Annotated in this window: 24 protein-coding genes; all 24 read left to right on the top strand. The window is 34.0% G+C overall.

All coding sequences use genetic code 11. The annotated features are described in order from the left end of the window. The first annotated feature begins 105 nt into the window (after positions 1 to 105). The 24 genes from J2Z38_RS07715 to J2Z38_RS07600 all read left to right on the top strand — a co-directional run bounded on the left by J2Z38_RS07715 (position 106) and on the right by J2Z38_RS07600 (position 25,693). Positions 106 to 1,983, top strand: coding sequence for a BglG family transcription antiterminator (locus tag J2Z38_RS07715; protein WP_209774507.1), 1,878 nt, complete (start codon positions 106 to 108; stop codon positions 1,981 to 1,983). A gap of 27 nt (positions 1,984 to 2,010) precedes the next feature. Then, entirely contained in the window at positions 2,011 to 2,988 is a 978-nt protein-coding gene (locus J2Z38_RS07710; RefSeq protein ID WP_209774505.1) for a N(4)-(beta-N-acetylglucosaminyl)-L-asparaginase, read from the top strand. A gap of 8 nt (positions 2,989 to 2,996) precedes the next feature. Then, positions 2,997 to 3,317, top strand: coding sequence for a PTS lactose/cellobiose transporter subunit IIA (locus J2Z38_RS07705; protein ID WP_209774504.1), 321 nt, complete (start codon positions 2,997 to 2,999; stop codon positions 3,315 to 3,317). Then, positions 3,310 to 3,894, top strand: a complete 585-nt coding sequence (locus J2Z38_RS07700; RefSeq protein WP_209774502.1) for an RDD family protein — start codon at positions 3,310 to 3,312, stop codon at positions 3,892 to 3,894. Before J2Z38_RS07705 ends, J2Z38_RS07700 begins: the two co-directional genes overlap by 8 nt. A gap of 2 nt (positions 3,895 to 3,896) precedes the next feature. Then, positions 3,897 to 4,223: a PTS sugar transporter subunit IIB gene (locus J2Z38_RS07695; protein WP_209774501.1), complete on the top strand. Its 327-nt coding sequence runs from the start codon at positions 3,897 to 3,899 to the stop codon at positions 4,221 to 4,223. Positions 4,224 to 4,225: 2 nt separating this feature from the next. Further along, complete coding sequence (locus J2Z38_RS07690) at positions 4,226 to 5,578, top strand: PTS sugar transporter subunit IIC (RefSeq protein ID WP_209774499.1); 1,353 nt, start codon at positions 4,226 to 4,228, stop codon at positions 5,576 to 5,578. Positions 5,579 to 5,598: 20 nt separating this feature from the next. Beyond that, entirely contained in the window at positions 5,599 to 6,111 is a 513-nt protein-coding gene (locus tag J2Z38_RS07685; protein WP_209774498.1) for a GrdB-related putative oxidoreductase, read from the top strand. 5 nt (positions 6,112 to 6,116) lie between these two features. Continuing rightward, positions 6,117 to 7,115: a zinc-binding metallopeptidase family protein gene (locus J2Z38_RS07680; RefSeq protein WP_209774496.1), complete on the top strand. Its 999-nt coding sequence runs from the start codon at positions 6,117 to 6,119 to the stop codon at positions 7,113 to 7,115. Position 7,116: 1 nt separating this feature from the next. After that, positions 7,117 to 8,178: a M42 family metallopeptidase gene (locus tag J2Z38_RS07675; protein WP_209774495.1), complete on the top strand. Its 1,062-nt coding sequence runs from the start codon at positions 7,117 to 7,119 to the stop codon at positions 8,176 to 8,178. Continuing rightward, positions 8,175 to 9,281 (top strand): Sapep family Mn(2+)-dependent dipeptidase, encoded by a 1,107-nt coding sequence (locus J2Z38_RS07670; RefSeq protein ID WP_209774493.1) that lies wholly within the window; start codon positions 8,175 to 8,177, stop codon positions 9,279 to 9,281. The genes J2Z38_RS07675 and J2Z38_RS07670 overlap by 4 nt, the downstream gene beginning before the upstream one ends. A gap of 1 nt (position 9,282) precedes the next feature. Then, positions 9,283 to 10,176 (top strand): DUF7916 family protein, encoded by an 894-nt coding sequence (locus J2Z38_RS07665; RefSeq protein ID WP_209774492.1) that lies wholly within the window; start codon positions 9,283 to 9,285, stop codon positions 10,174 to 10,176. A gap of 246 nt (positions 10,177 to 10,422) precedes the next feature. After that, positions 10,423 to 12,312, top strand: a complete 1,890-nt coding sequence (locus J2Z38_RS07660; RefSeq protein ID WP_209774491.1) for a BglG family transcription antiterminator — start codon at positions 10,423 to 10,425, stop codon at positions 12,310 to 12,312. Beyond that, positions 12,305 to 12,658, top strand: a complete 354-nt coding sequence (locus tag J2Z38_RS07655) for a PTS lactose/cellobiose transporter subunit IIA (RefSeq protein ID WP_209774489.1) — start codon at positions 12,305 to 12,307, stop codon at positions 12,656 to 12,658. Before J2Z38_RS07660 ends, J2Z38_RS07655 begins: the two co-directional genes overlap by 8 nt. Next, complete coding sequence (locus J2Z38_RS07650; RefSeq protein WP_209774488.1) at positions 12,633 to 12,947, top strand: PTS cellobiose transporter subunit IIB; 315 nt, start codon at positions 12,633 to 12,635, stop codon at positions 12,945 to 12,947. Before J2Z38_RS07655 ends, J2Z38_RS07650 begins: the two co-directional genes overlap by 26 nt. A 392-nt stretch (positions 12,948 to 13,339) precedes the next feature. Continuing rightward, positions 13,340 to 14,446: a DUF871 domain-containing protein gene (locus J2Z38_RS07645; RefSeq protein WP_209774486.1), complete on the top strand. Its 1,107-nt coding sequence runs from the start codon at positions 13,340 to 13,342 to the stop codon at positions 14,444 to 14,446. A gap of 1 nt (position 14,447) precedes the next feature. Beyond that, the gene (gene celB, locus J2Z38_RS07640) at positions 14,448 to 15,770 is read left to right on the top strand and encodes a PTS cellobiose transporter subunit IIC (protein ID WP_209774484.1); all 1,323 of its coding nucleotides are present in this window, start codon (positions 14,448 to 14,450) and stop codon (positions 15,768 to 15,770) included. Positions 15,771 to 15,985: 215 nt separating this feature from the next. Continuing rightward, complete coding sequence (locus J2Z38_RS07635) at positions 15,986 to 16,594, top strand: alpha/beta hydrolase (protein WP_209774483.1); 609 nt, start codon at positions 15,986 to 15,988, stop codon at positions 16,592 to 16,594. Positions 16,595 to 16,795: 201 nt separating this feature from the next. Then, on the top strand, positions 16,796 to 17,215 hold the full coding sequence (locus J2Z38_RS07630; RefSeq protein ID WP_209774481.1) for a PTS sugar transporter subunit IIA: 420 nt from the start codon (positions 16,796 to 16,798) through the stop codon (positions 17,213 to 17,215). Between the two features lies 1 nt (position 17,216). Next, a complete protein-coding gene (locus J2Z38_RS07625) occupies positions 17,217 to 17,531 on the top strand; it encodes a PTS fructose transporter subunit IIB (protein WP_209774479.1) in 315 nt (104 codons plus the stop codon). Positions 17,532 to 17,541: 10 nt separating this feature from the next. Further along, positions 17,542 to 18,777, top strand: coding sequence for a PTS fructose transporter subunit IIC (locus J2Z38_RS07620; protein WP_209774478.1), 1,236 nt, complete (start codon positions 17,542 to 17,544; stop codon positions 18,775 to 18,777). Continuing rightward, a complete protein-coding gene (locus J2Z38_RS07615; protein ID WP_209774477.1) occupies positions 18,770 to 21,337 on the top strand; it encodes a glycoside hydrolase family 38 N-terminal domain-containing protein in 2,568 nt (855 codons plus the stop codon). Before J2Z38_RS07620 ends, J2Z38_RS07615 begins: the two co-directional genes overlap by 8 nt. A gap of 9 nt (positions 21,338 to 21,346) precedes the next feature. Further along, a complete protein-coding gene (locus tag J2Z38_RS07610) occupies positions 21,347 to 23,140 on the top strand; it encodes a BglG family transcription antiterminator (protein WP_209774475.1) in 1,794 nt (597 codons plus the stop codon). A gap of 102 nt (positions 23,141 to 23,242) precedes the next feature. Further along, on the top strand, positions 23,243 to 24,142 hold the full coding sequence (locus J2Z38_RS07605) for an alpha/beta hydrolase (protein ID WP_209774473.1): 900 nt from the start codon (positions 23,243 to 23,245) through the stop codon (positions 24,140 to 24,142). Positions 24,143 to 24,220: 78 nt separating this feature from the next. Further along, positions 24,221 to 25,693, top strand: coding sequence for a hypothetical protein (locus tag J2Z38_RS07600; protein ID WP_209774472.1), 1,473 nt, complete (start codon positions 24,221 to 24,223; stop codon positions 25,691 to 25,693). Positions 25,694 to 25,733 lie beyond the last annotated feature (40 nt).

Raw genomic sequence — 25,733 nt, 5'->3', positions numbered from 1 at the left:
TCCTTACATTAGATTTCAAAACACCCCTCTTCCACAGACTTAAGGAAAATGTTTGTGTGGACCTTATTTCTCTACTCTACTATAATAAAATTACAAGGTGGTTATATGATCGAGACAAGACTAAAACAAATATTTGACTACCTAACTCTTGACTATGACTACCATACGTCTAAAGAGATAGGCGAAGTGATGGAATTATCTTCTAAAACTATAAGAAAGGAGATAAACCAACTAACTTCAGTAATTAAAGATAAGGGAGCGATAGTTGAATCCAAGCCTGGTAAAGGTTTTATCTTTACAATCAAGGATAAGGACAAATTCAAGCTCTTTTTGAAAAACGACTGGTACAAATATGCCTACTACCAGGAAGAAGATGGAGATAAAAACCTAAGATATATAAATATCCTAAAGACCTTCCTGTTCTCAAATTCCTATATCAAGCAGTTTGAACTAGCCGAAACCTTTCATGTAAGCGAATCCCAAATCAATAAGGACCTGCCTATTGTAAGGCAAGTTTTAGAAACTTACAACCTAAACCTTGCAGCAAGGCCCTACTACGGCATGAAAGTAGAAGGCAGCGAAAAAAATATAAGGCTTGCCATAAAAAATGAAATCGGAGAAGATCCCCTCCTCTTCGAAGGAGATATAAATAGGGACCTCTTTAAAAAAATCCAAGATATTATCGAAGAAATGGACTTCGGCGATGACTATTACATGCCTTATGTAAACTTCAAAAACCTAGTCATCCACATTTATATATCAATATTAAGGATTAAGCAAAAAAAATATATAAGCCTAAGTAAGGATTTTGAAAAAAAAGTCGACTCTACAAAAGAATACAAAATAGCAAAAATAATTGTAGATGAACTTGAAAACAAGCTTGAAATAAAAATCCCGAAAGAAGAACTAGTCTACATCACCATGCACCTAATAGCAAAAAATACAATAAGGGACCAAGAAAAAATATCCACAGAAATCCTCGAACTATCTCAAAGTATAATCGATGAAATCTACAAGGTCTCCAAATACGATTTTAGGGCAAATATAGACTTCTACTTCTCCCTCGCCATCCACCTAAGCCCCTTGGCAAATAGGATAAAATACGGTTTTGACATGAAAAACCCCATCCTAGATGATATAAAAGAGAATAAAATTTCCTACCTTTTGGCAACAATCGGGGCAAATGTGATAAACGAAAAATACCACACAAAACTATCAGAAGATGAGGTTGGCTACATAGCCCTCCACATAATGGCGGCTATGAATTCCAACTCTGTAAATCAAAAGAAAATACTCATAATCTGCGGTTCTGGCAACTCCTCAGCCCAGATAATGAAAGCCCAGCTAAACAGGCAATTTAAGGAAAAAATAGACAGCCTAGATACAACTGACCTAAGAAGCCTAAAAAACTTAGACCTAAAAAAATACGACCTAATCATTTCTTCAATAAAACTAGACTACGACTTGGAAATTCCTGTAGTTTATGTTGATATAATATTTTCTCAAAATGATTTGGATAATTTAAAGCTGGCCTTTGAAGATAAAAGACTTGCTAAAATCTACGACTTGTTCAATAATTCTATCTTTATAAGAACTAGTCAGTTTAAAAACAAGTTGGAAATCCTAAAATATATATCAGAATGCATCGAAGAAAAATCTGCAATGAACAAAGACCTTGCCCTTAAGCAATTGAAACAAAGGGAAGATATGGGTTATACCTTGTTTAACCAAATAGCCATCCCCCACATCCTAGACCAGGTTGATGGAGATTCCTATTCCATAATTATTGTCTTAGACAATCCTGTAAAATGGAACGAATCATGCGCCAGACTAGTTTATTCCCTAATTATAGGTAAGGAACTAGCTGATATGAGCCTATATTACGAAAAACTCGGCTTGTTTTTATCAAACCACAAGTCAGTCACAAGGACTCATGAAGCTAATAACCAAATGGACTTTATGAACATATTCTTAAACGTTTAAGATAAATATAATCTGAAAGGAGAACTTATGTACGCTTTAATCGGAACTTGGAGGATGTCCCTTGAAGGCATAGAAAAAAGCTTAAAAGATTTGAAAAATGGCAAAAGTGCAGCAGATGCCATGACCCAAACCATAAAAGAAGTTGAAGACTTTCCCTATTTTAAATCTGTAGGTTACGGTGGTTTGCCAAATGAAAATATGGAAGTTGAGCTAGACGCAGCCTTTATGGACGGTACTAATTTTAACTTCGGTGCTGTTGCAGGTGTGAAAAATATTAAAAACCCAATCGCTGTCGCAAGGGACTTGTCAAAATTTGATGCCAACAACTTTTTGGTAGGAACTGGAGCAGAAAAATACGCCGACCAAAACGGTTTTGAAAGGGTAAATATGCTCACAGATAGGGCGAAAATCCATTACAAAAACCGTATCTACCAAGAAAAAAAATTAGCCATGGAAAGAGACCTAAAACCCTATATAGGTCACGATACTGTTGGGGTTTGTGTCCTTGATAAGGACGGCAACATCGCCTGTGGCACATCTACTAGTGGACTTTTTATGAAAAAGCCAGGCAGGGTTGGCGATAGTCCTGTAATTGGATCGGGTCTTTATGCAGACAGTGAAGTTGGAGCTGCCACAGCCACAGGTCTTGGAGAAGACCTTATGAAAGGTTGTATCTCATACGAAATCGTAAGGCTAATGAAAGAAGGAAAAAAGGTCCAAGACGCTTGTGATCAAGCAGTAAACAATTTGGATAAAATCCTAAAGAAAAAAAGGGCTAAAAGTGGTGACCTATCGGTAGTAGCCATTGATAAAGACGGAAATTTTGGCGTAGCAACCAACATTGACGGCTTCTCCTTTGTTTATGGAGGAGAAAACCAAGAGGCCAAGGTCTATCTCTGCTATAGAGAAAATGACAAAACCCTCTACAAGGAAGCAAGCTCCGATTGGCTTGATGACTATATGAAAACCAGGACTGCACCACTAAAATTAATGGAAGAAGAATAGGAGGAAACATGGAAGATTTAGAATTGATTTGCTTTCAAATCATCTCGCACGCAGGCACAGCCAAATCAAATTATATAGAGGCTATGGCCAAGGCAAGGGAAGGTGATTTTAAAAGAGCTTCAGAGCTAATTGAGGAGGGTGTAAAGTCCTACAGACTTGCCCACAAGGCCCACTCTTCCCTAATTACTGAAGAAGCATCTGGTAATAAGGTAGAAGTAGGCTTGCTCCTAATGCACGCCGAAGACCAACTAATAACAACGGAGGTGATAAAATTAATGGCTGAAGAAAATATTCAGCTGATAAAAGAAATTAGGAAAATAGATGAGTAAAAAATCTAAAATAAAGATAGAGGAATACACAAAAACTGAATATTTTATTAAAAGAGTCTTTGCTTATATAATAGACTGGTACATCTCAGCTGTCCTTTTAAACTTAACCATTAGGCTAAGCTTGATTTTTACTGGACTGGGAGATGAGTACGGGGCAATAGTTACTAGAAATAATAAGGCAGATGCCATTATAATTGCTATGTCATTAATAATAGCCTTTATCTACTATGTACTAATCCCTTACACTTCAAAAAGTACAGCCACTCTAATGAACAAGGTTATGAAACTTGAAATAGTGAGTATGGACGGGAGTAAACCTAGCCTTATGACCCTAACAAAAAGGTATTTTCTAGGATGTTTCCTACTCCAAGGCATCTTGTATTCTCCTTTTAACACCATAATCCAAACCATATTTCAACACATAAACCATAGCGGGACAAAGACTTTTGATATAATCTTAGCTTCTGCTATGACCCTTATAATAGCTTATTCCTCTTATATATCCCTAAAGGATAAGACAACTCATCAAACGATTCAAGACAAAGTTTCAAATACTTATGTAAGAAAAAGGAAGTAAATATGAAAAAATTTTATTTATTTTGTAGCGCAGGCATGTCAACAAGCCTACTTGCGAGCAGAATGCAAAAAGTTGCCGACCAAAATAACTTGCCTATTGAAGTGAAGGCCTTCCCTGATTCTGAAATGGATACAATAATCAAATCAGAGAACCCAGATGCCATCCTCTTAGGTCCACAAGTACGCCATATTTATGAAAAAACAAAAGAAAAATACGGCAATCTTGGCAAGGTTATTATGCCAATTAATCCTGATGATTATGGCACAATGAACGGCGAAAGAGTCCTCAAGGCAACCATCTTAGAATACAAGAAAAACGGAGGTAAATAGAAATGTTAAAAAAACTTGATTCTATCCTATCACCTATCGCTAACGCCTTATCAAAAAACAAAATTTTAAGTGCGATTAGAGACGGTTTCTTAATTACAACACCAATTGTTATCATTGGTTCTATATTTTTACTAATTGCCAACTTCCCAATTAATGGATACGCAGAATTTATGGCTGGCATTTTGGGAGAAGGCTGGGATGCTTATCTTGGTAGAGTAACAGCCATAGCCTTTGACTGTATAGCCCTACTAGCATCATTTTCTATTGGTTATTGCTATGCTCGTGAAAAAGGCCTAGCTGATAAGGTATCAGCAGCAACAGTTGCCCTAGTATCCTTCTTGATAGTAACACCACAAAGACACCCAAACTTTGTAAATGTTGAAAATTCTGAACAAGTATTCCGTGGTTTTGCTTTTGGAAACTTTGGTACTGCTGGTATCTTCCTATCAATGATAGTAGCAATCCTAGCTGTAAATATTTTTGCTTGGGCAATGAATAGAAAACTTGTAATAAAACTACCTGATGGTGTTCCACCAGCAGTAATGGATTCTTTCGCAGCCTTAATACCTGCAGCCCTATCAATGATATTCTTCTTTGTGATAAATATCATCATTTCTCATACATCCTATGAGTACCTACACAACTTAATTTACCAAGTACTTCAAGCACCACTAGTTGGCCTTGGAAGATTTGCCCTATTTGAAGTTATATACCAATTCTTATCAACCCTATTCTGGTTCTTTGGTATTAACGGCCCTGCTGTTACAAACACAGTATTCTCACCAATCCACAAGGCACTTACCCTTGAAAACTACGAAGCAGCCCAAGCTGGTCTAAAAATGACAAACATCTTCACAGCTGGATTCTCAGATTTCTTCTGTAACTTCGGTGGTGGTGGATCAACACTTGGTCTTGTAATAATGATGGCATTCTTAGCTAAATCTGAAAGAATGAAAGTTTTAGGTAGACTATCTCTACCAGCAGGTATCTTTGGAATTAACGAACCAATCATCTTTGGTCTACCAATAGTATTAAACCCAATTATGATAATTCCATTTATCCTATCACCTATTGCAAATACAGTTATAGCATATATTGCAACAATTTCTGGTTTCATTCCTATAACATCTGGTATCCAACTACCATGGACAACACCAATAGGTTTCTCTGGATACTTAATCACAGGTTCAATCTCTGCAGTAATCTTGCAGCTAGGCCTACTTGCCCTTGATATGGCAATTTACTACCCATTCATGAAACTTCTAGATAACCAATACCTAGAAGAAGAAAAGAATAAGGTAGAAGAAGTTGACGAAATCGACTCACTCTCATTTGACGATTTAAGCCTAGATTAATTTTTAGAAAGAAGCAACAAATGAAAATTTTATTGATCTTTGATCAGGGTTTGGCCGGTGCTGGTGGTAAATCAAATCCCAACCAGGACCTAGCTATAGCAAAGGGCGGAATTGGTTCTGCCCTTATGCTAAAACCTCATTTCGATCAGGTTTCTGCTAACATAGTAGCAACCTTATATTGTGGCAACGAATATTTTTTAAACCACAAAAAAGAAGTAGTAATAAAAATGACAAAAATGGCAGAAAAGATTCAACCAGATATGGTTGTCTGTGGACCATGCTTTAACTTTGAAGACTATGCCCTAATGTCTGCCGAAATTGCAAAATCCATAAAAGAAAACACTAATCTTAATGTGGTAGCAATGATGTCTCAAGAAAACGAATCTACCATCGAGGCCTACAAGGATAAGATTGATATCCTAAAAATGCCAAAAAAAGGTGGGACAGGTCTTAGCGAAAGTTTTGACAACCTAGCTTGCTATATAGATTCCAAAGTTAATGGTAAACAAATCAACGAGGACCATTTATATTAAAAATTATGATAGAGAAAAAAATAAAAGAAATCTATGATATTTATTCCGTATCAAGTTTTGAAAAACAAATTAGCAATTATCTTCAAGATGCTTATGCATCCTATGGATATAAAATAGTGAGAGATAATCTAAACTCAGTTTTTTTCAATAAGGATAATCCTGGTCGCAAAAAAATAATGCTAGCCTTTCCCCTTGACGAATACGGATTAATGGTTAGAGAAATAGAAGATAATGGAAAATTAAGGTTTATACTCCTAGAAGATATTTCTCCATTATCTTTTTTAAATCAAAGAGTAAATATTATTACAAGAAACAAAGAAAACATCAAGGGTGTCATAAAGGCAGATGTGAAATTTGCCGAAAACACAAAATCAACTATAAGCGAAGATGACCTTTTTATAGAAGTCCTCTTGCCCTTAGATGACCTTAAAGAAAGGGTAAATATAGGAGATCTTGTAAGTTTAGATTCTCCTTTTTTTGAAAATGAAAACTTCATAATGGCAAGGTCACTTAGCCAAAAAATCTTCCAATATATTTCCATAAGCCTTGCCGAAAAAATAAGGGATAAGACCTATCCTTTCGACCTATATATTGGTGGAATTTCCCAATCAACCATAGGTTTTAGGGGAACAAAAACTGCAACCTATGTCATAAGGCCTGACCTCGCCCTTGCACTTACAAGCTTTGAAACCAACGCTTCAAGTCCAAAAATCGCCCTAGGCGATGGGATAATTGTCGGCAAATACGATAAGCAAATGTTACCTGACAGGAAGCTTTTATCCTTTGTGGAATCAAAATTTGAAACTAAGGCCTATCTTGGACTTAGGGGCAATGATGGGTCTTTTATCCACAAGACTCTTTCAGGAACTCCTAGCCTATCTGTAGGCCTTGCCACAGCAAATATCACAACAGCAAATGAAGTAATTATGAAAACCGACATAGAAAAGCTTGAGAATTTCTTAATTGATTTTTTAGATCAAGCCCAAGAATTTTTAGGAGTCTGATATGGATTTAAAAAAATTTAAATCCATATCAAGCCTTCCTGGCCTGAGCTCTTTTGAAGATAGGGTCGTCAGCCATTTAGAAAAAAACCTGGATGCTAAGAGCCTAGAAATCCAAAAAGACGGGATAGGTAGCCTAATTGTAAGAAAGAAAACTAAAGATTCTCAAAACCCTCTAAAACTCATGTTTGCAACCCACATCGATGAAATCGGGTTTTTGGTAGAAGATTTTAGGAGTAATTTTTTGAAGCTAAGACCTGTTGGTTCTACCTGGACCCACTTGGTTGTTGGCCAAATTTACCAATTGATAAATAAGGATGGTCAAAGATATTTTGGGGTCATCTCCTCTCCAGCAACCCACGGTAGAAGTCCAGAAGAGAAATCCAAAACTTTAAGCCAAGATGAACTCTACCTAGATTTGGCTTTGGAAGATGGAGATTTTGAGAAATTGAATATAGGAATTGGCGATGAAGTGGTTCCCTATGCGCCAGACATTGACCTTGCCAATGATAAATTTTTCCTAGCAAAGGCAATAGATAATAGGATTTCTGCCTACCTTGGCGAAGAGATTTTGGCTAATAAACTTGCCAACAAAACCGATATCTACTGGGCCTTCACAGTCCAAGAAGAACCAGGACTCAGAGGCGCTCGTACAGTTACAGATATAGTTAGACCAGACCTGGCCTTTGCCATTGACACCACACTTGCAGGTGATACTGTCTTTGACAAAAACTCAGTCAAACTCGGTGGTGGCCTCGTCCTTTCTTTTATAGACTCTAACTCCATTGCCCACAGGGGCCTTATGCGTTGGGTCGAAAATTTGTGCGAGACTAATCAGATAAAATACCAATATGCAGTCTTTAACAAGGGAGGAACTGATTCTGGAAATATTCACAAATCCCTAGATGGGATTATAAATATGACCCTATCAATTCCAGTCAGGTATATGCATACCAACCACACCCTAGCAAACACAGATGATGTTGAAAATTGCCTAAAACTGGTAAAAATAATTATCGAAAACCTAGATGAAAAAGAATTTGAAAAAATTAAGGATTTGCAATGAAAGATAAGATTGACCAAATGGTCGACTCCCTAAAAGACGACCTAATTTCGGACCTAAGAGAAGTAATAAAAATCCCTAGCAAAAAGGCAGAAGCTACAGCTGATGCTCCCTACGGCCTAGACTGCAAAAAGGTCTTGGAAAAAATAATAGAAATCACTTCTAATAAGGGTTTTGCAACAAAAAACGTAGACAACCACATGGCCTATTGTTCGATTGGCGAAGGCAGCGACTATGTTTGTGCCATGGGCCACCTTGATGTAGTAGACGAATTACCAGGCTGGAAGTACCCACCCTATGGCGGTGAAATCCACGATAATAGAATCTACTCCAGGGGAGCTCTTGACAACAAGGGACCAATTATGGCTGCATTTTATGGTTTATATGCCCTAAAAATTTTAGGAGTCAAATTCAACAGGGAATTTAGGATTGTCTTCGGATCTGATGAAGAAAGCGGCATGGCAGATCTAAAATATTATCTAACCAAGGAAAAGCCACCTATAATGGGATTTTCCCCAGATAATAAATTCCCAGCAATTTACGGCGAAAGAGCCAGGGCCAAGGTCGAGCTAAGGGGAGATTTTGAAAGTTTTGAAAATTTCCTAAACAAAAAAATCTTTGCCGGCGACCCAATCAAAAACCTAGACATAGATATCAGTGACCAAAACTTTGGTAGGATGATTTTAAGGGGCAAGAAAATTTTTAGGTCTGAAGATGAATACGGTATAGACTTTAGCCTTTCTATGCCTATTTGCGATAAGGATGAGGTCCTAAGGAAAATCGAAGAAAATGCTCTCGGTCTAAAAGTGAACCTAGTATCCTACGAAAAAGCCTTTCTGATAGATAAAAACTCTGCCTTGGTAGAGATTTTAAATGGTGCCTACAATGATTTTATGGACGAAAATGAAAAACCAACGACAACCACTGGCATGACCTATGCTCATTTTTGCCCAAACATCATTCCTTTTGGCCCATCATTTCCAGGACAAAATGGAATTGCTCACCTGCCAAATGAGTGGATGGATGTAGACGATTTAATAAAATGTGCAAAAATTTATGCTTACGCATTTTATAAGATTAACGAACATTTCAATAAAGGAGAATAAAATGAAAAGATTAATAAGTTCCAATGCGTCAGACCTCATAGCCTATTCTGCAAAGGAACTCAAACAAAGTATAAAGGCAAGCGAGGGCAGGACTGTTTGTGCAGAAAATGTTGCCGTTAGAGAAGCCTTCATAGGAGATATAACAGGGGCAGAAATCGCCACTGCTTTCGGTGCCGACCTCATCCTCCTGAATGCAGTAGATGTACTAGAACCTAAGCTTGCTGGTATAGAAAACCAAGCCGATTTTGTAAATGAACTAAAAAAACTTGTCGGAAGACCTATTGGTGTTAACCTCGAGCCAATAGATCCAGATGCCAAAATGATGGAAGATTTCCTAGAAATCTCTAGGGGCAGAACTGTCAACAAGGATAGTTTGGCCGCCTTAGATAAGCTTGGCATGGACTTTTTGTGCCTAACAGGCAATCCTGGCACAGGGGTTACAAATAAAACCATAGCCCAGGCGATTAAACTTGCTAAGGAAAATTTCTCAGGCCTAATCATCGCTGGCAAAATGCACTCATCAGGTGTTGACGAACCAGTAACTAATAAGGAAACCATAGAAACCTTCGTCAAGGCAGGAGCTGATATAATCCTTGTTCCAGCTGTGGGCACAGTCCCAGGCTTTGATAGCGAAGACCTCAAAGCAGCTGTAAAAGTTGCCCATGCCAATGATGCCCTAATTATGACTGCTATAGGCACAAGCCAAGAAGGCTCTAGCAAAGAAACCATCAGGCAAATTGCCATAGCCAACAAAATCTGTGGCGTAGACATCCAACACATAGGAGATGCCGGCTACGGTGGCCTTGCACCAGTTGAAAATATATTTGAGATAAGTCTTGCAATAAGAGGAATCAGACACACTGTATCCATGATGGCAAGGTCTGTAAACAGGTAAAATAAAAAATATGTTAAATTTGTAAAACTCTCGCAAAGTAATAATAAAAACTTCTTTCGAGAGTTTTTTTATTGCCTTTATCAAGGACTTTATTAAGTTCTTTTTCCTATTCTTAATTAAATACCTCCCTTTCTCCTAATTAGTTTACCTTGCTATATCAATACAATAAATTTACCTACCCATAAAGAAAATGTTTGAGTGGAGGTTTAGAAAATTATTTACTATAATATAATTAAGGGTGATAAAATGATTGAAACAAGAACTAAAGAAGTCTTTGACTTCCTAACAACAGATTATGATTATCATAGCTCAGAAGAGATTGGAGCGACTCTTGAACTTAGTTCTAAAACTGTCCAAAAGGAAATATCAATCCTTAATTCATACATTGAAAGAAATGGTGCTATTGTAGTATCAGAAACAGGAAAAGGATATCAATTCAAAATCTTAAATGAAGATAAGTTCAAAAACTTTCTAAAGCATGATTGGTACAAATACGCCTACTTTCATCAAGAAAACCCCAACAAAGATTTTAGGATAGAAAGTATCTTAAAACTTCTTTTGTTTTCAAATTCCTTTATTAAACAGCAAGAACTAGCCGATATGTTTTATGTATCTCCTTCTCAAATCAACAAAGATGTAAAAAAAGTTAGAAAACTATTAGCTGATTACAAAATTAACCTAATAAGCAAACCTTACTACGGTATGAAAATAGAAGGGAATGAAAAAGATATAAGACGTGCCATAAGAAATGAGATAGGCGAAGACCCATCAATTTTTGGTAAAGATGAAGAAAAGAAACTTTTTAGCAAAATCCAAGCAATAATTGATGACATTAGTTTCCCTGAATCTTTCTATATGCCATATGCTAACTTCAAAAACCTTGTAATTCATATTTATATATCTATTCTTCGTATTAAAAATGGAAAATATATAGAGGTGTCCGATGAGCTATCAAAAAGGGTAGTCTCTCATGAAGAATTTGACACTGCTAATATGGTTGTTAAAGAACTTTCAGATAAATTAGATATAGAATTTCCAAAGGAAGAAATCCTCTACCTAACCATGCACCTAATTAGCAAAAACGCTATTACAAACTATGAGAAAGTATCACCAGAAATCTCTGAGCTTGCTCAGAAGATGATAGATGAAATCTACAAAGTCAGCAAATACGACTTTAGATCAAATATCGACCTATTCTTTGCCCTATCCCTCCACCTTGGTCCACTCATAGAAAGATTAAGGTATGGACTAACAATGAATAATCCAATACTTACTGATATAAAAGAAAATCAAATTTCGTTTATGTTGGCAACTATAGCTACCAACCCAATAAATCAAAACTACAACACTAAAGTATCCGATGATGAAATTGGTTATCTCGCCTTGCATATTGCAAGTGCTATGGAAAATAACGCCCAGCAAAAAAGAAATATCTTAATAGTTTGTGGTTCTGGGAATGCTTCAGCACAGATAATGAAAACACAAATCGAAAAGAAATACATGAGTCAAATCTCAAGCCTAAGCTTAACTGACTTAAGTAAATTAAAACTATACAAGCTTGATAATTTTGACTTCATAGTATCCTCTGTACCTATCAAAGAAAAAACCAAAACACCAATTGTTTATGTGGATGTAATATTTAAACAACAAGATTTCTTGAAAATAGATGATGCCATTAAAGTAAGTGACTTTACTGAGATCGACTCAATATTTACTAATTCAATATTTATAAAAGATATTGACATCAAAGATATGAGTGAAGCTTTAGACATCCTATCAAATATTGTTGCAAAAAAAACTAATTTAAGCTTTTCTACTATCAAACAACAATATCTAGAAAGAGAAGAAATGGCCTTTACATCCTACGGAAACATAGCCTTGCCCCATATATTTGAGCAAGTAGACGGCGATAGCTTCTCAATAATTCTAATTCCAAGAAAAAAAATAAAATGGAATGAAAATAACGTAAAAATAATATTTTCTTTAATCATTGGTAATACAAGGGGTGACTTAAGTATATACTACGATAAGTTAGGAGACTACTTAAACAATTTTGAACTAATAAAAAAATCATCAGAAGCAAATAATATTAAAGAATTTCAGAAAATATTTTTGAAGGGAGCGGAAAATGGATAATGAAAAAATATATGAAATAGCCTTTCAAATCATAGTTCACGCTGGTGAAAGCCGATCACTATCATCGGAAGCCATGGATGCGGCTGAAAACTACGATTTTGAAAGGGCAGAAGCTTTATTAAAACAAGCTAACCAAGAATTCCTTAATTGCCATAAAATACAAACAGAATTATTAACAAATGAAGCAAATGGCGAAAAAAATGCGATAAACGTGATTTTAATCCATTCACAAGACCATTTAACTATGGCTACCATGGCTATGGATAATGCTAAAAGATGGATAAAAATAAATAAAAAATTTAAAGATTTGGAGGAAAAAAATGAAAAAAGTAATGTTGATTTGTAATGCTGGCATGAGTTCATCTCTTATGGCAAAGAAGGTTACAGAGTACCTACAAAAAAAAGGTGAAGATATAACAATGGATGCGACCACCGTTTCAGTTGGTGATAAACCCTTCACATCTGACGAATATGATTTAATACTAATAAGTCCACAAGTTAGAATGAAATATGACGAATTTGCAGCTAAAGCAGAAAAAAATAACAAAAAAATTGCTCAAGTGACTTTTCAGGCATATGCGCCAATCCCTTCAGGCATTGAAGCCATGGCACAGCTAGTATTAAATAATTTATAATGAATTTAATTTCAGAAAGAAGAAAAAATTATAAAAATTTTAATAATTACTTTTCTCTAAGGTATATTTCAGTAATAACATTTTTCTTAATAGTTTATTGCTCGTTATATCTTTATGTAAAAAAAGATTACTTATCGGCTATAAGTCTAGCAGTTATACCTATATTAATCTTATTAATAAATTTTTATACTGCTCAAGTATTAAATGGTAAACAACTAGATAAAATAAAAATAAACAAATGTCTAAGTATCATTATAATTATTTTAAGTTTAAATATTATTTTTTCTATAATAAATTCTTACGTCAACTTAGTAATAGCTTTGACAACAGCAAATCTATTAACGCTAATATGTTATAAGAAAATCAAAAACAAATCTATTTAGGAGAGTTATATGGACAGAAAACTTGGTATTTCAATATATCCTGACAAATCCAATATCGATGATATGAAAGAATATATAGACAAGGCTTCGAAATATGGATTTAAAAGAATTTTTTCAAACCTATTATTACCAAACAAAAGCAAAGATGAAATTGTAGAAACATTTACAGATATTTTTACATACTCTAAAGATAGAGGTTTTGAAATAATAGTAGACACAAACGAAAATATTTTTAAAATGTTTGATGTAAAATTAAATGATTTAAGCTTTTTTAAAAAAATAGGAGCTGACGGAATTAGAATAGATGGCGGATTTAACAACATGCAAAAATCTCGTCTAACATATAATAAAGAAAATTTAAAAATCGAAATTAACATGTCAGCAGTAGAACATTCTATAGATAATTTATTTGATTATAGCCCAAATAGATTTAATCTAATGGGTTGCCATAATTTTTATCCACAAAGACATAGCGGAATAAGCCTGGACTTTTTTAATAGAAATACGGTTAAATTTAACCAAAGAAAAATCCGAACCGCAGCTTTCATATGTTCTAAAAATGATGATGCATTTGGACCATGGCCTATTACTGAGGGTCTTCCTACCCTAGAAATGCACAGGGACTTACCTATTGATGTTCAATTAAAACACTTCATTGCTATGGATTCAATTGATGATATTATAATCTCAAATTGCTATCCAACAGAAGATGAGCTAAAAAAAATTAGTAGTATTTCTCTAACAGAACCAACTTTAGATATAGAACTAGAGAATAATATCCCTGAAATAATGAAAAAAATAGTCCTAAATTCGGAATTATTCTACAGAGGAGACATATCTGATTATATAATCAGATCATCTAATACAGTATTAGAATATGAAAATGAGGATATACCAAAATTCAATCCAAAAGAATATATAGAAAAAGGTTCTATAATAATTAATTCAAACGAATATAAACAATATAAAGCTGAATTTCAAATAGCAAAAAAAACATTTAAGAACACTGGCAAATCCAATGTTGTAGGCAAAATTGCGGATGACGAAATTTTTATATTGGATTATTTAAAACCATGGCAAAAATTTAATTTAAAATTAAAAGAAAGTGAGAAATAATATGTTTGAATTTTTAGAAAAATACTTAATGAAACCAATGGTTAAATTTTCTCAAATCAAGTTTGTAAGATCAGTTCAAGCCGCTGGTATAGCAGCTATGCCTTTTACAATTGTGGGATCCATGTTTTTGGTTTTACACATCTTACCAAGAGTAATAACCCCATTGCAAGGTTTTTATGAAGCTTATCTAGTACAATTTGCCGATATATATTTACTTGCTCTTACAGCATCTATAGGACTTATTGCACTATACTTCTTATGTGTAATTGGATATGAATACACAAGATTAGTTTCTGAAGAAGAAAATTTGAATCTAAGTCCTATTTCAGGAATGTTGTTATCAGTCTTTGCATTTTTCATCACATTGCCACAATTTGCAAAAGACTCTAGTCTAAAACTATTAACAGATACAGAAAACGGAATTATTAATGGTTGGGCAATAGGTGACGCCCCAAATAGATTGGGATCAACCGGAGTATTTACTGCTATTATTGTAAGCTATGTTGCTGTTAACATTTATAGATTCTGTGTAAAGAAAAATATAGTAATTAAATTACCCGACTCTATTCCAGCAGGTATAGCAAATTCTTTTACAGCTTTGATTCCTTCATTTTTTGTTGCTGTAACAATGATTCTCGTGAATGGTATTTTGATAAGTTTAGGAACAGATGTTTTTGATGTCATTTCAAAACCATTTGCATTTGTAACAGTTTTAACAACATCTTGGATTGGAACTATGATAATTATGTTCTTAATATCAGCTGTTTGGTTAGTAGGAATACATGCAAACGTAATTGGAGCATTCTTAACTCCAATTGTCCTATATAATATGGAAATGAATATAAAAGGAGCAAATATTCCATTTGCAGGTGGATTTGATAATGCATATATGTTCATAGGTGGAGCTGGAGGTACTTTAGGTTTAGTATTACTAATGGTTCTATTCGCTAAAAGTGAACAATTTAAAGTCTTAGGAAAAGCGGCATTAATTCCAGGAATTTTCAATATTAATGAACCTATAATCTTTGGTCTACCAATTGTATATAATCCATTCTTTGCTGTTCCTTTTATTCTTTCACCTATGGTAACTGGAACAATAGCTTATTTCGCTACAAAATCTGGATTAGTTAAACCAATGATAGCTCAATTCGCTTGGCCTATCCCTGGAGGATTTAATGCCTTTATTGGAACAGGTGGAGATTGGAAAGCATTTGTTCTTGCAATAGTAACATTTACAGTTTCTACATTAATCTATTATCCTTTCTTCAAAAAGAGAGATCAACAACTTTATGATGAACAATTAGAAGCTGAAAAAAATCTATAAAATTATTTCATTAAAATAACTTAAAACACTTATATTCTTAGTTAACGCCTACATTAGCCAAGAGTATAAGTGTTTTCTTGTTACATTTACAACTTATAATGACAATTTTATTCCAAACTATTATTATATTTCTTTAATAGCAATATCCTATATATCTTAAAATCTTGAGCCCTCCACTCTTTGGGGTAAATTAAAAGGTGGAAAGTTGGGGTTTTATGAGTGATAATAAAAAGGACCTATATCCTAATTTGGGTCTTAGAGATATTATTGAAATGTTGAATAAAAATGATTGCAAGCGTCTGGCTTGTGCTTCTTATGGTCTTGATGGGGTTGAAGTGCTTGCTGACCTTTCGTATAAGGATGATGGGAATTTGTACCATTATTTTGATATTTACTATGAAAACTCTTCCAAAAATGCCCTCCCTACTGTGGTTAACGTCCACGGTGGTGGGCTTGTTTATGGGACTAAGGAGATTTGCAAACAGGCTTGCATTTATCTTGCCAAGTTTGGTTTTAATGTTGTTAATATCAACTACAGGCTCCTTCCTGATGTGACTTTTAGGGACCAAATCAAGGATGTCCTTGACGGTCTTTCCTATATTTACGATAATGCTTGCAAATTGAATCTAAATCCCGAAAAAATTTTTCTTACTTCTGATTCGGCGGGTTCTTTTTTGACCCTTGCGGCCTTTGCCCTTATGAAGGATGAAAATTTCAGGGAAATTTTTGGCATTCCCGCCAAAGTCGTAAGAAAAATCACAGAAGGAGACAAAATTTATTGGCAAGGTGAATACAATAATTATCTTGAGGAAATTGGGAAATAAATTTATAAGACAAAATTATATATTATTTATAACTGACCCTTCACGGTCAGTTTTTTAATCTTATGAAATGAAAATCCATGTGCTGTTTTATTAATTATGCATCTAATAATTAATAATTCGAAAATGTGCAAGAAACTGTGAAGAAAATTATGAATATTTCTTTAAATTTTGGTTTATACTTTAATAAAGGAGATGATTGTTATGTACCGTGAAAACGCTATCTTTGATGTAGACCTCAAAAATCAGGACGAATGTTTTGATTTCTTGGTTGACCAAGCTTTTAAGACTGGTCTAATTTCTGATAAGGAATCCATCAAAGACGAATTAGTTAAGAGAGAAGAGATCATGAGCACAGCCTTGCTCCCACCTTTTGCTATTCCCCATGCAAAAAGTAGCAATGTCTTGGAGACTTCCTTAATCTTTTTAAGACTTAAAGATGAGATTGATTGGGATGGCTCTATGGTTAAGGTTGTTATCGCTCTATTTAGCAAAGACGGAGATGTTCACATTTCTCTGCTTGCTAATCTCAGCAGAAAACTTGTAGATGCAGAATTTAGAGATTTTTGCCTAAACGCATCTGAAGATGAAGTATTTGATAAAATACAAGAATTAGGAGAATAATATGAAAAAATTTGTTGGTTTATGTGCTTGCACTATGGGTTTAGCTCATACATTTATGGCTGCGGAAGCTTTACAAAAAGCGGCTGAAAAAAAGGGCTATGAATGCAAAATAGAAACCCAAGGATCTGATGGCATCCAAAATGAACTTACAGCTGAAGACCTAGCAGAAGCTGATGTTATTTTATTATCAACAGCTATCACTCCTCAAAATATGGAGAGATTTGAAGGTTATGAGGTTTATGAAGTAAGTTTGGCTGAGGCAATTAAAAATCCTGATGGTATTATCCAGGAAATAGAAGACGACTTAAATAGCTAGGAGGATTATTATGGCAATTACAAAAAGAAAAATCGGATCAGATAACAGCAGTCCCAAAAAAATTAATTCTAACATGAAAACCTCAAATTCAAAATTTACCGAGGTTCAAAAACACTTGATGACTGGTATTTCCTACATGATTCCCGTTTTAATCATGGGAGGACTTTTAGGTGCTATATCACAACTTATTCCTTATGTATTTTTAAAAATAGATCCATCAGTTTCAATAGTTGATGCTATGAATTCAGGTAATTTTACTGGAACTTCTCTTACAATGCTTAACTTAGCTGATATTTTATCAAAATTTGGATTCACCCTATTCGGTTTTGCAATTCCAATTTTCGCTGCATTCACCGCTAACTCAATTGGTGGTAAAACTGCATTAATATGTGGTTTTATGGGCGGTATAGTTGCAAACAAGCCGATAGAACGACTAGTTTTAACCGAAGGTGTTTTTGAAGGCGCTACCCCTGCACCTTCTGGATTTTTAGGTGGTTTATTAATAGCTTTCATTATAGGCTACTTTATAAAGTTATTAAATGAAAAAATCAAAGTAAGTCACAATTGGATGGCTTTCAAAACAACATTCCTTATCCCATTAATTGGTATACTTACAACAATGATACTTATGCTATACGTCATAACTCCATTTGGTGCATTCTTAAACGGTCAAGTTAAAAACTTGCTTGAATCTGCAGGACAAAGTGGACAAATAGTTTACTCAATCCTTCTATCTATATTTACAGCCTTTGACTTAGGTGGAGCTGTAAATAAAGCGGCAGGATTTGTTGCAACTGGGTTTACAGTTGATAAAGTAATGCCTATTACAGCTAGGGTTATAGCAATCGTTACTCCATCCATCGGTCTTGGCTTATCAACAATACTTGATAAATATATAGTAGGTAGAAGAGTTTATGATAGACAATTTAAAGAAGCTGGTAAAACTTCAATTTTCTTAGCGTTCATGGGAATAAGTGAAGGCGCTATTCCTTTCGCTCTTGAAAATCCAGCATTTACAGTTCCTCTTTATGTAATCGGTTCAGTAATAGGATCCTTATTTGCAGTTGTTACTGGAGCTGTTCAATGGTTCCCAGAATCAGCAATATGGGCATGGCCTCTTGTATCCGGTCTACTACAATATGTCGGTGGCATATTAATAGGTTCCCTATTTATAGCTATTGTAAATATACTATACAGGAATAACCAAATTAAAAAGGGTAAACTACCTGAGGTAAACTATGAATAAAGTGAATGTGATAGCTCATACCCATTGGGATAGAGAATGGTATTTTACATCCCAAAGGTCTGAGATTTATTCAACATTTGTATTTGATGAAATTCTTGATTTTCTTGATGAAAGTCAAGAATTTCATTCATTTTTACTAGATGGACAAACATCTATAATTAACGATTATCTAAAATTCCGTCCTGAAAAAGAAGAATTAGTAAAAAAACTTGTTAAAGAAAAAAGATTAATAATAGGACCTTGGTACACTCAAACTGACACCCTTGTAATTTCTGGCGAGAGTATATTAAGAAACCTTCTTTATGGAGTAAAAGATTCTAATAAATATGGCGGATATCAAAAAATCGGATACCTTCCCGATAGCTTTGGTATGAGTGCTCAATTACCAATGCTATTTAACCAGTTTAACTTAGAATACGCCGTTTTCAGAAGGGGAATTGCAAATCATCTTCTTGAAGACAGAGAGTTTATCTGGAAATCTAATGGTGGCTATAAAATAAAATCATTTAACATATATCACTACGGTGTGATGGCATATCCTCCAAATGATGCTAATAAAGAATATTTTGAAGAATTAATTTCTAAACTGAAAAAATTTGGTAATAAAGAACCATATATCTTATTTAATGGAGAAGATCAAAAACCTATAAGAAAAAATCTTCAAAAATTAAATAAGACTTCAGGAATGGATATAAAAATTACTTCATTAGAAGATTCTCTTGATGAATTATTTGAAGCTAACAAAGACAATTTGAAAGAATATTCTGGTGAATTTACCTTTGGACAATTTTCTAGAACTCACAAGTCTATTTTCTCAACAAGAGCAGATCTCAAAAATAAAAACAACTTACTCGAAAGACTTATTTCTCACAAGCTAGAGCCACTTATGAGTTTAGCTTATAATTTAGGATTAAGGTATGAATCAGAAATTATCGAGAAAATTTGGAGACTTATGCTTGATAATTCTGCCCACGATTCAATAGGAATGTGCAATTCAGACCTTACAAATAAATTTATAGAAAATCGCTACGATATAGCTTATGACTATGCTTCTAACCTCATTGATTTAATCTGTAGGAGAATTGGTGATAGAATACATCCTAAAGATTTCTCATTCCAAGCCTACAACCTTTCTCCAAATATTAGGGATGGCTTCATTAAGTTTGAAATCCTTGTGCCTTTTGAAAATTTTGAAATTAAAAGAGATGGCAAGAATATAGACTACCTAATCTTATCTAAAGAAGATTTTACAGATGACCTTAAAAAATCTCAAAAAGAAATAGGAGTCAATAATGAAGAATCTTCAAACCTTAATAATTATGATAAATTAAATAAGTTTGAAGTTATGATTTTCGATTCATTTCTTCCAATGGGTTATCAAACTTATGATATAATTGAATCTAAAGAGCTAAAGGAAATCGAAATTAATAAAACTTCCTGCGATTTTATAGAAAATACATTCTATAAAGTAATATTAGAGGATAATGGTCATGTCAAAGTTGTTGGAGATAGTAATATATCAGAAATATATCTAGAAAATAACGGTGACGAAGGAGATTCTTACGATTATTCAAGTCCAAACAAGGATTTGTATATAAACGAAGGCACTGTAGATAATATTAGAGTAGAAAAGAACATTTTCTTTGAAAAATTATCTTTTAACCTCAAAAGAATCCTACCATATAATCTCAAAGATAGGGAAAAAGGCGTTTTAAATGCCAATTTAATTTCTAAAATAGATATTACCCTATACAAAGGAAAGAAATTTATAGAAGTAAGCCAAGAAACTACAAACCAAATCCATGAGCACAGGGATAGGTTAGTAGTAGCAAGCAAGATTTCTTCTGACCATTCTTTATCTGATAATCAATTTTCTACAATAATAAGAGAAGTTGATTATGATAAATACTCTAATTGGAAAGATGAAAAGTGGGATGAAAAACCAAGAGGAATTGAGCCGATGATTTCTTTTGCTGGTTTAAATTCTGATAAAACTGTGCAAGTTGTAAGCGATGGTGTTAGGGAATATGAAATCTTAGATAATTCAAAAATAGCCCTCACAACTTTTAGATCAATTCCTTATCTAGGAAAAGAAGACCTTAATGATAGACCTGGTCGTGCTTCTGGTGTATACACAAAAGAATTAGGTCACGAAATAATTGGAAAAACTATCAAAACTACTTTTTATATTAGAGATTGTGATAAAAACTATTATGATATGCACAAGTTTGCCCATGATGCACTAAACAAGCCTTTTGTATATCAAGCTGGAGAAATCCTAGATAATACTAATAATTTTGTAATTCCTAAAGATCACAAAGCATTAGATAAGGATTATTCTTTACTAGAAGTTGAAGGTAATGTAATTTTCTCAACACTCAAAAAAGAAGAATATGGAGACAAACTTTTATTAAGATTGTACAATCCTAACATAGACAAGGAAGAAAAATATCTAATTAAAGGTAAAACTTCCAGCAATTTCTTAGCAGACGAGCTGACAGAATTAGAAAGAACCAATGTAATTAAAGCAAGCGACTTAGCAAATCTCAAACTTAACTAGGAGTTAATAATGAATCACAACGATGAAATCTTATTAGATTTTTTAAAAAAACAAAAATCATATATAAGCATAGATGAAATATGTGATTCAACAAACTTGTCAAGAAGAACAATTTATAATTGCTTAGATAGGATAGAGGAACATTTTAGAAATAAGTCAATTTCATATAAAATACACAAAAAGTATGGAGAAGGGATAAAGCTTGAAATGTTCACTAATAGTGAATATGACCAGAGTATATACCTAATTATTATTGACCTACTCAATGATAATTTAAAAACTATATCGTCTATTATGTCCTCTTACTACCTATCTTATTACTCTGCAAACAAGTATTTGCTCGAAATAAAAAATATTTTTGCTTCCTATAAAATAGATTTAGATATCAGGGAAAAAATAGGAATTGTTATAGAAGATAATTTCTCAAATAAGTATGACTTACTTAGAGATATACTTATTAAGTCCCCTGATGATAAAATTTTTGACAAACTCTTTCAAAAAATACTGGATAAAATTGATATAGATAAAATAAATTCAATAATTTATGTTTTTTCTATAAAGTATAATATCGATAAGAAAATCCATAGATTATTAAAGGCGCATATCTATTATATAATTAATAAAGACTTGGATGATTCAGAAAAGCTTGTGGATTCTCATTATCAACATTATGCGATAAGTATGTTTAACCTTATGAAGCTTCATTACATAGTTTTAAACAAAGAGCAAATAGCTAACTACTTAATCGGAGTATTTAAGAAAATAGATTTAAGTTCCTATTTTATTTATGACGAAAATATAATTATAAATGCTAATAATTTTATAAAACTTCTCAAAGACCATCTCTCCTACGACAATAATACCTATTTATTCGATTCTAAGGAAAAAGAGGAATTAATCCGCAAGCATCTTCTTCTAATGTTTTCGAGGATAAAAAAGGGAGAGAAAATAGATAATCCAGTTTACGATGATATCATAAAAAAACAAGCTTTTTATTTCAATGAAATTATGAATGTAGCTGAGGATTTCTACGATTTATATAATATCAATATCCCACTCTATGAAATCGCTTATATTGTTATATATATACTAAGTTTTGAGAAAGACAGTGTCCAAAAACAAAAAGCGGTTATTGTTTCAGATTTCAGAAGCGGTCTTAACCAATATTTAAAAACAGTCTTAGAGGCGAATCTTAACTGGATTGATTTTGAAAAAATTTTAACATATAGAGAATTTATAAATCAAGACTTTAACGACTATTTGGTATTTTCAACTATTGATCTAGAAACATCAGATTATTTTAAAATACCAATCAGCAATGACAATATCTTTGATGTAATAGATTTAAAAAAAGATGTTTATATAGAGAATAAGTTTATAAATATCTTAAATAAGGATACCTCTAGTTTTAATTTAGATATTGATAGCAAATATAAGGTTCTGAAATATATTGCAGATGTACTTTTAGAAAAAGGCCTAGTTGATGAAAATTATTTTGACTCTCTTTTAAAAAGAGAGGAACTTGAATCAACCGAGATTGGTAAAAAATTTGCTTTGGTCCACGGCAATCAAAAATATATAAAAAACAGTTCACTATCATTCATTAAGCTTAGAGAACCAATCAAATGGAAAGTAGATACAGTTCAATATATATTTGTAATAGCTGCTAAAGCTGAGGATTATAGCAAATATTCTATGAAAGAATTTTTCAAAATAATAAATATAGTATTAAATAATGGAGACTTAGAAGCAATTGATAATTATGAAGATTTGTTAAACTTATTTTTCAAATATATATTGTAGTTAAATCTTTATCTCTTGAATTTTTAAAAGTAATAATTAATACACACTTGAGCTCTCCAACATTTTTATGGTAAACTAAGTTATATAGTTTTAGGGGGCGCTATGGTTGAAAAACATTCGGACCTATATCCTAATTTGGGTCTTAGAGATATTATTGAAATGTTAAATAAAAATGATCGCGAGCGTTTGGCGCTTGCTTCTTATTCTACTGATGGTGTTGAGGTTGTTTCTGACCTTTCCTATAAGGACGACGGGGATTTATACCATTATTTTGATATTTATTACGGAAAATCTACTGGAAACGCCCTCCCTACTGTGATTAACGTCCACGGTGGTGGGCTTGTTTATGGGACTAAGGAGATTTGCAAACAAGCTTGCATTTATCTTGCCAAGTTTGGTTTTAATGTTGTTAATATCAACTACAGGCTCCTTCCTGATGTGACTTTTAGGGACCAAATCAAGGATGTCCTTGACGGTTTTTCCTATATTTACGATAATGCTTGCAAATTGAATCTAAATCCCGAAAAGATTTTTCTTACTTCTGATTCTGCGGGTTCTTTTTTGACCCTTGCGGCCTTTGCCCTTATGAAGGATGAAAATTTCAGGGAAATTTTTGACATCGACGCAAAAGATATTAGAATTTCAGGACTGGCTTTGATTTCACCTATGACTGGTCTTTTAAAATCAGGTTCTCTTTCCCTCATAAATGAGCCTGCAAGACGAGGCTTGACCCATAAGCAAATTCCTTTTACAGATGATATTCTAAAGGCCCTTGCCAATTTGCCTCCCACTTTGATTACAACTAGCGAGGAAGATTTTATCAGGGACCAAGCTCTTAGCGTAAAAAAATTCCTGGATGAGAAAAATATTAAAAGTAAATTACTAGATTTCAAGAAAACTTCTGCCCATCCTTTGGGTCACGGCTTTGCCATCACCCACCCAGACCTTGGAGAAAGCGGCCAAGTGTTTATGGAGATTAATAATTTTTTTAAAAAACTTTAAGAGGCTTAGGTCTCTTTTTTTGTTGGAAAGATGATTTTGGGGGTAAAAATAGATTAAAGATAGGAAAGGATGGCGTTTATGGCTAATATTATTTCTACAAATAGGAAGCTAGAATTTCAAGATTTTAAGAGGTCTGAATTGGCCGAAAGGCTGGGTAGGATGGCAAGGATTTGCTCCGACCTTAATATTCCAATTTTAATTATCGTTGACGGCTGGGAATCTTCGGGCAGAGGCTATGTGATTAAGGATTTGACCCGAGAGTTTGCCGCCAAAAATTTTGACGTGGCTGTGCCTGACAAGGACGATGCTTGGGATGATTCCTATCCATTTATAAGAAAGTTTTGGGTAAATGTGCCAAAGAAGGGCAATATAAAGATTTTTGATAGGTCTTTTTACTACAAGCTTTTTGAAAACTTAAAATTATCCGATAAGGAAATTGAGTCTAGGATTTCTTCAATCAAAAATACAGAAAAGACCCTTTTTGACGATCAAACAATCATTATCAAATTTTTCCTAAACGTCGACAAAGACGAGCAAAAGGCTAGAATTAAGGCCCTTAAGGATTCTGTCAAAAAAGATTTTTATATAGATGGCCTTGATAAGGACCAGGAAAAACACTACGAAGCCTATGAAAAACACTTCAAAAAATTACTAGAAGCCACAGATTTCCCTTATGCACCTTGGGATATAATCGACTCAAACGACAGGAAAGCCGCCTCCAAGGAAGCCTTGGGTATAGCAATAGACAGGCTAAGCCAGGGACTTGAAAGGGTCATTAGGCAAAGAAAGGAAAATGAAAATATCGAAAGGACCTATATCAAGGGCAAGTCAATCCTCAAGAATTTAGACCTTTCAAAGGAAATTTCCGAAGAAGACTACCAAAAAAAGAAGGATAGACTCCAAAAAGAAGTGGCAGATTTGATGTATAAATATTATGAAAAAGGCATCAGCCAGGTCTTGGTCTTTGAAGGTGTCGACGCAGCCGGAAAAGATGGTGCCATTGAGAGATTGATCAAGGAAGTTGACCCAAGACTTTACACAGTCTACGGGATTTCCGCCCCATCAAAGGAAGAATTAGAAAGAAACTATCTCTGGAGATTTTACACCAAACTTCCAAAAGACGGCTACGTCAGCATCTTTTCCCGCTCTTGGTACGGCAGGGTCATGGTCGAAAGAGTCGAAGGCTTCGCCAAAGTCAACGAATGGGACAGGGCCTACGGAGAAATTGCTAACATGGAAAAAGAAATCCACGACCATGGTAGCCTTGTCATCAAATTTTTCGTAACCATTGATGAGGACGAACAGCTAAAACGCTTCAAAGACAGACAAAGAAACCCAGACAAACAATACAAAATCACCGACGAAGACTGGCGCAACCGCAAAAAATGGGACCAATACCAAGAAGCCATGGACGAAATGCTAGAAAAAACCAACCTAGCCTACGCCCCATGGGTAATAGTAGGATCAAACCAAAAGAAATACGCTAGAATCAAAGTAATGGAGGAATATATCAAGCTTGCTAAAGAACATTTGAAAAAATTGGAAAAATAGACCATAAAAAATAGAACCAGTATCAAATCCTGGTTCTATT

Source organism: Anaerococcus degeneri, assembly GCF_017874475.1.
In the GTDB taxonomy this organism is placed as follows: domain Bacteria; phylum Bacillota; class Clostridia; order Tissierellales; family Peptoniphilaceae; genus Anaerococcus; species Anaerococcus degeneri.
The sequence above is the reverse complement of the archived record's forward strand: the minus strand, read 5'-3'. Positions and strand labels throughout refer to the sequence as shown.

Bases quoted from the DNA above. Each gene is read 5' to 3' on its own strand.
- J2Z38_RS07715 (WP_209774507.1), top strand. From the start codon at position 106: ATGATCGAGACAAGACTAAAACAAATATTTGACTACCTAACTCTTGAC.
- J2Z38_RS07710 (WP_209774505.1), top strand. From the start codon at position 2,011: ATGTACGCTTTAATCGGAACTTGGAGGATGTCCCTTGAAGGCATAGAA.
- J2Z38_RS07705 (WP_209774504.1), top strand. From the start codon at position 2,997: ATGGAAGATTTAGAATTGATTTGCTTTCAAATCATCTCGCACGCAGGC.
- J2Z38_RS07700 (WP_209774502.1), top strand. From the start codon at position 3,310: ATGAGTAAAAAATCTAAAATAAAGATAGAGGAATACACAAAAACTGAA.
- J2Z38_RS07695 (WP_209774501.1), top strand. From the start codon at position 3,897: ATGAAAAAATTTTATTTATTTTGTAGCGCAGGCATGTCAACAAGCCTA.
- J2Z38_RS07690 (WP_209774499.1), top strand. From the start codon at position 4,226: ATGTTAAAAAAACTTGATTCTATCCTATCACCTATCGCTAACGCCTTA.
- J2Z38_RS07685 (WP_209774498.1), top strand. From the start codon at position 5,599: ATGAAAATTTTATTGATCTTTGATCAGGGTTTGGCCGGTGCTGGTGGT.
- J2Z38_RS07680 (WP_209774496.1), top strand. From the start codon at position 6,117: ATGATAGAGAAAAAAATAAAAGAAATCTATGATATTTATTCCGTATCA.
- J2Z38_RS07675 (WP_209774495.1), top strand. From the start codon at position 7,117: ATGGATTTAAAAAAATTTAAATCCATATCAAGCCTTCCTGGCCTGAGC.
- J2Z38_RS07670 (WP_209774493.1), top strand. From the start codon at position 8,175: ATGAAAGATAAGATTGACCAAATGGTCGACTCCCTAAAAGACGACCTA.
- J2Z38_RS07665 (WP_209774492.1), top strand. From the start codon at position 9,283: ATGAAAAGATTAATAAGTTCCAATGCGTCAGACCTCATAGCCTATTCT.
- J2Z38_RS07660 (WP_209774491.1), top strand. From the start codon at position 10,423: ATGATTGAAACAAGAACTAAAGAAGTCTTTGACTTCCTAACAACAGAT.
- J2Z38_RS07655 (WP_209774489.1), top strand. From the start codon at position 12,305: ATGGATAATGAAAAAATATATGAAATAGCCTTTCAAATCATAGTTCAC.
- J2Z38_RS07650 (WP_209774488.1), top strand. From the start codon at position 12,633: ATGAAAAAAGTAATGTTGATTTGTAATGCTGGCATGAGTTCATCTCTT.
- J2Z38_RS07645 (WP_209774486.1), top strand. From the start codon at position 13,340: ATGGACAGAAAACTTGGTATTTCAATATATCCTGACAAATCCAATATC.
- celB (WP_209774484.1), top strand. From the start codon at position 14,448: ATGTTTGAATTTTTAGAAAAATACTTAATGAAACCAATGGTTAAATTT.
- J2Z38_RS07635 (WP_209774483.1), top strand. From the start codon at position 15,986: ATGAGTGATAATAAAAAGGACCTATATCCTAATTTGGGTCTTAGAGAT.
- J2Z38_RS07630 (WP_209774481.1), top strand. From the start codon at position 16,796: ATGTACCGTGAAAACGCTATCTTTGATGTAGACCTCAAAAATCAGGAC.
- J2Z38_RS07625 (WP_209774479.1), top strand. From the start codon at position 17,217: ATGAAAAAATTTGTTGGTTTATGTGCTTGCACTATGGGTTTAGCTCAT.
- J2Z38_RS07620 (WP_209774478.1), top strand. From the start codon at position 17,542: ATGGCAATTACAAAAAGAAAAATCGGATCAGATAACAGCAGTCCCAAA.
- J2Z38_RS07615 (WP_209774477.1), top strand. From the start codon at position 18,770: ATGAATAAAGTGAATGTGATAGCTCATACCCATTGGGATAGAGAATGG.
- J2Z38_RS07610 (WP_209774475.1), top strand. From the start codon at position 21,347: ATGAATCACAACGATGAAATCTTATTAGATTTTTTAAAAAAACAAAAA.
- J2Z38_RS07605 (WP_209774473.1), top strand. From the start codon at position 23,243: ATGGTTGAAAAACATTCGGACCTATATCCTAATTTGGGTCTTAGAGAT.
- J2Z38_RS07600 (WP_209774472.1), top strand. From the start codon at position 24,221: ATGGCTAATATTATTTCTACAAATAGGAAGCTAGAATTTCAAGATTTT.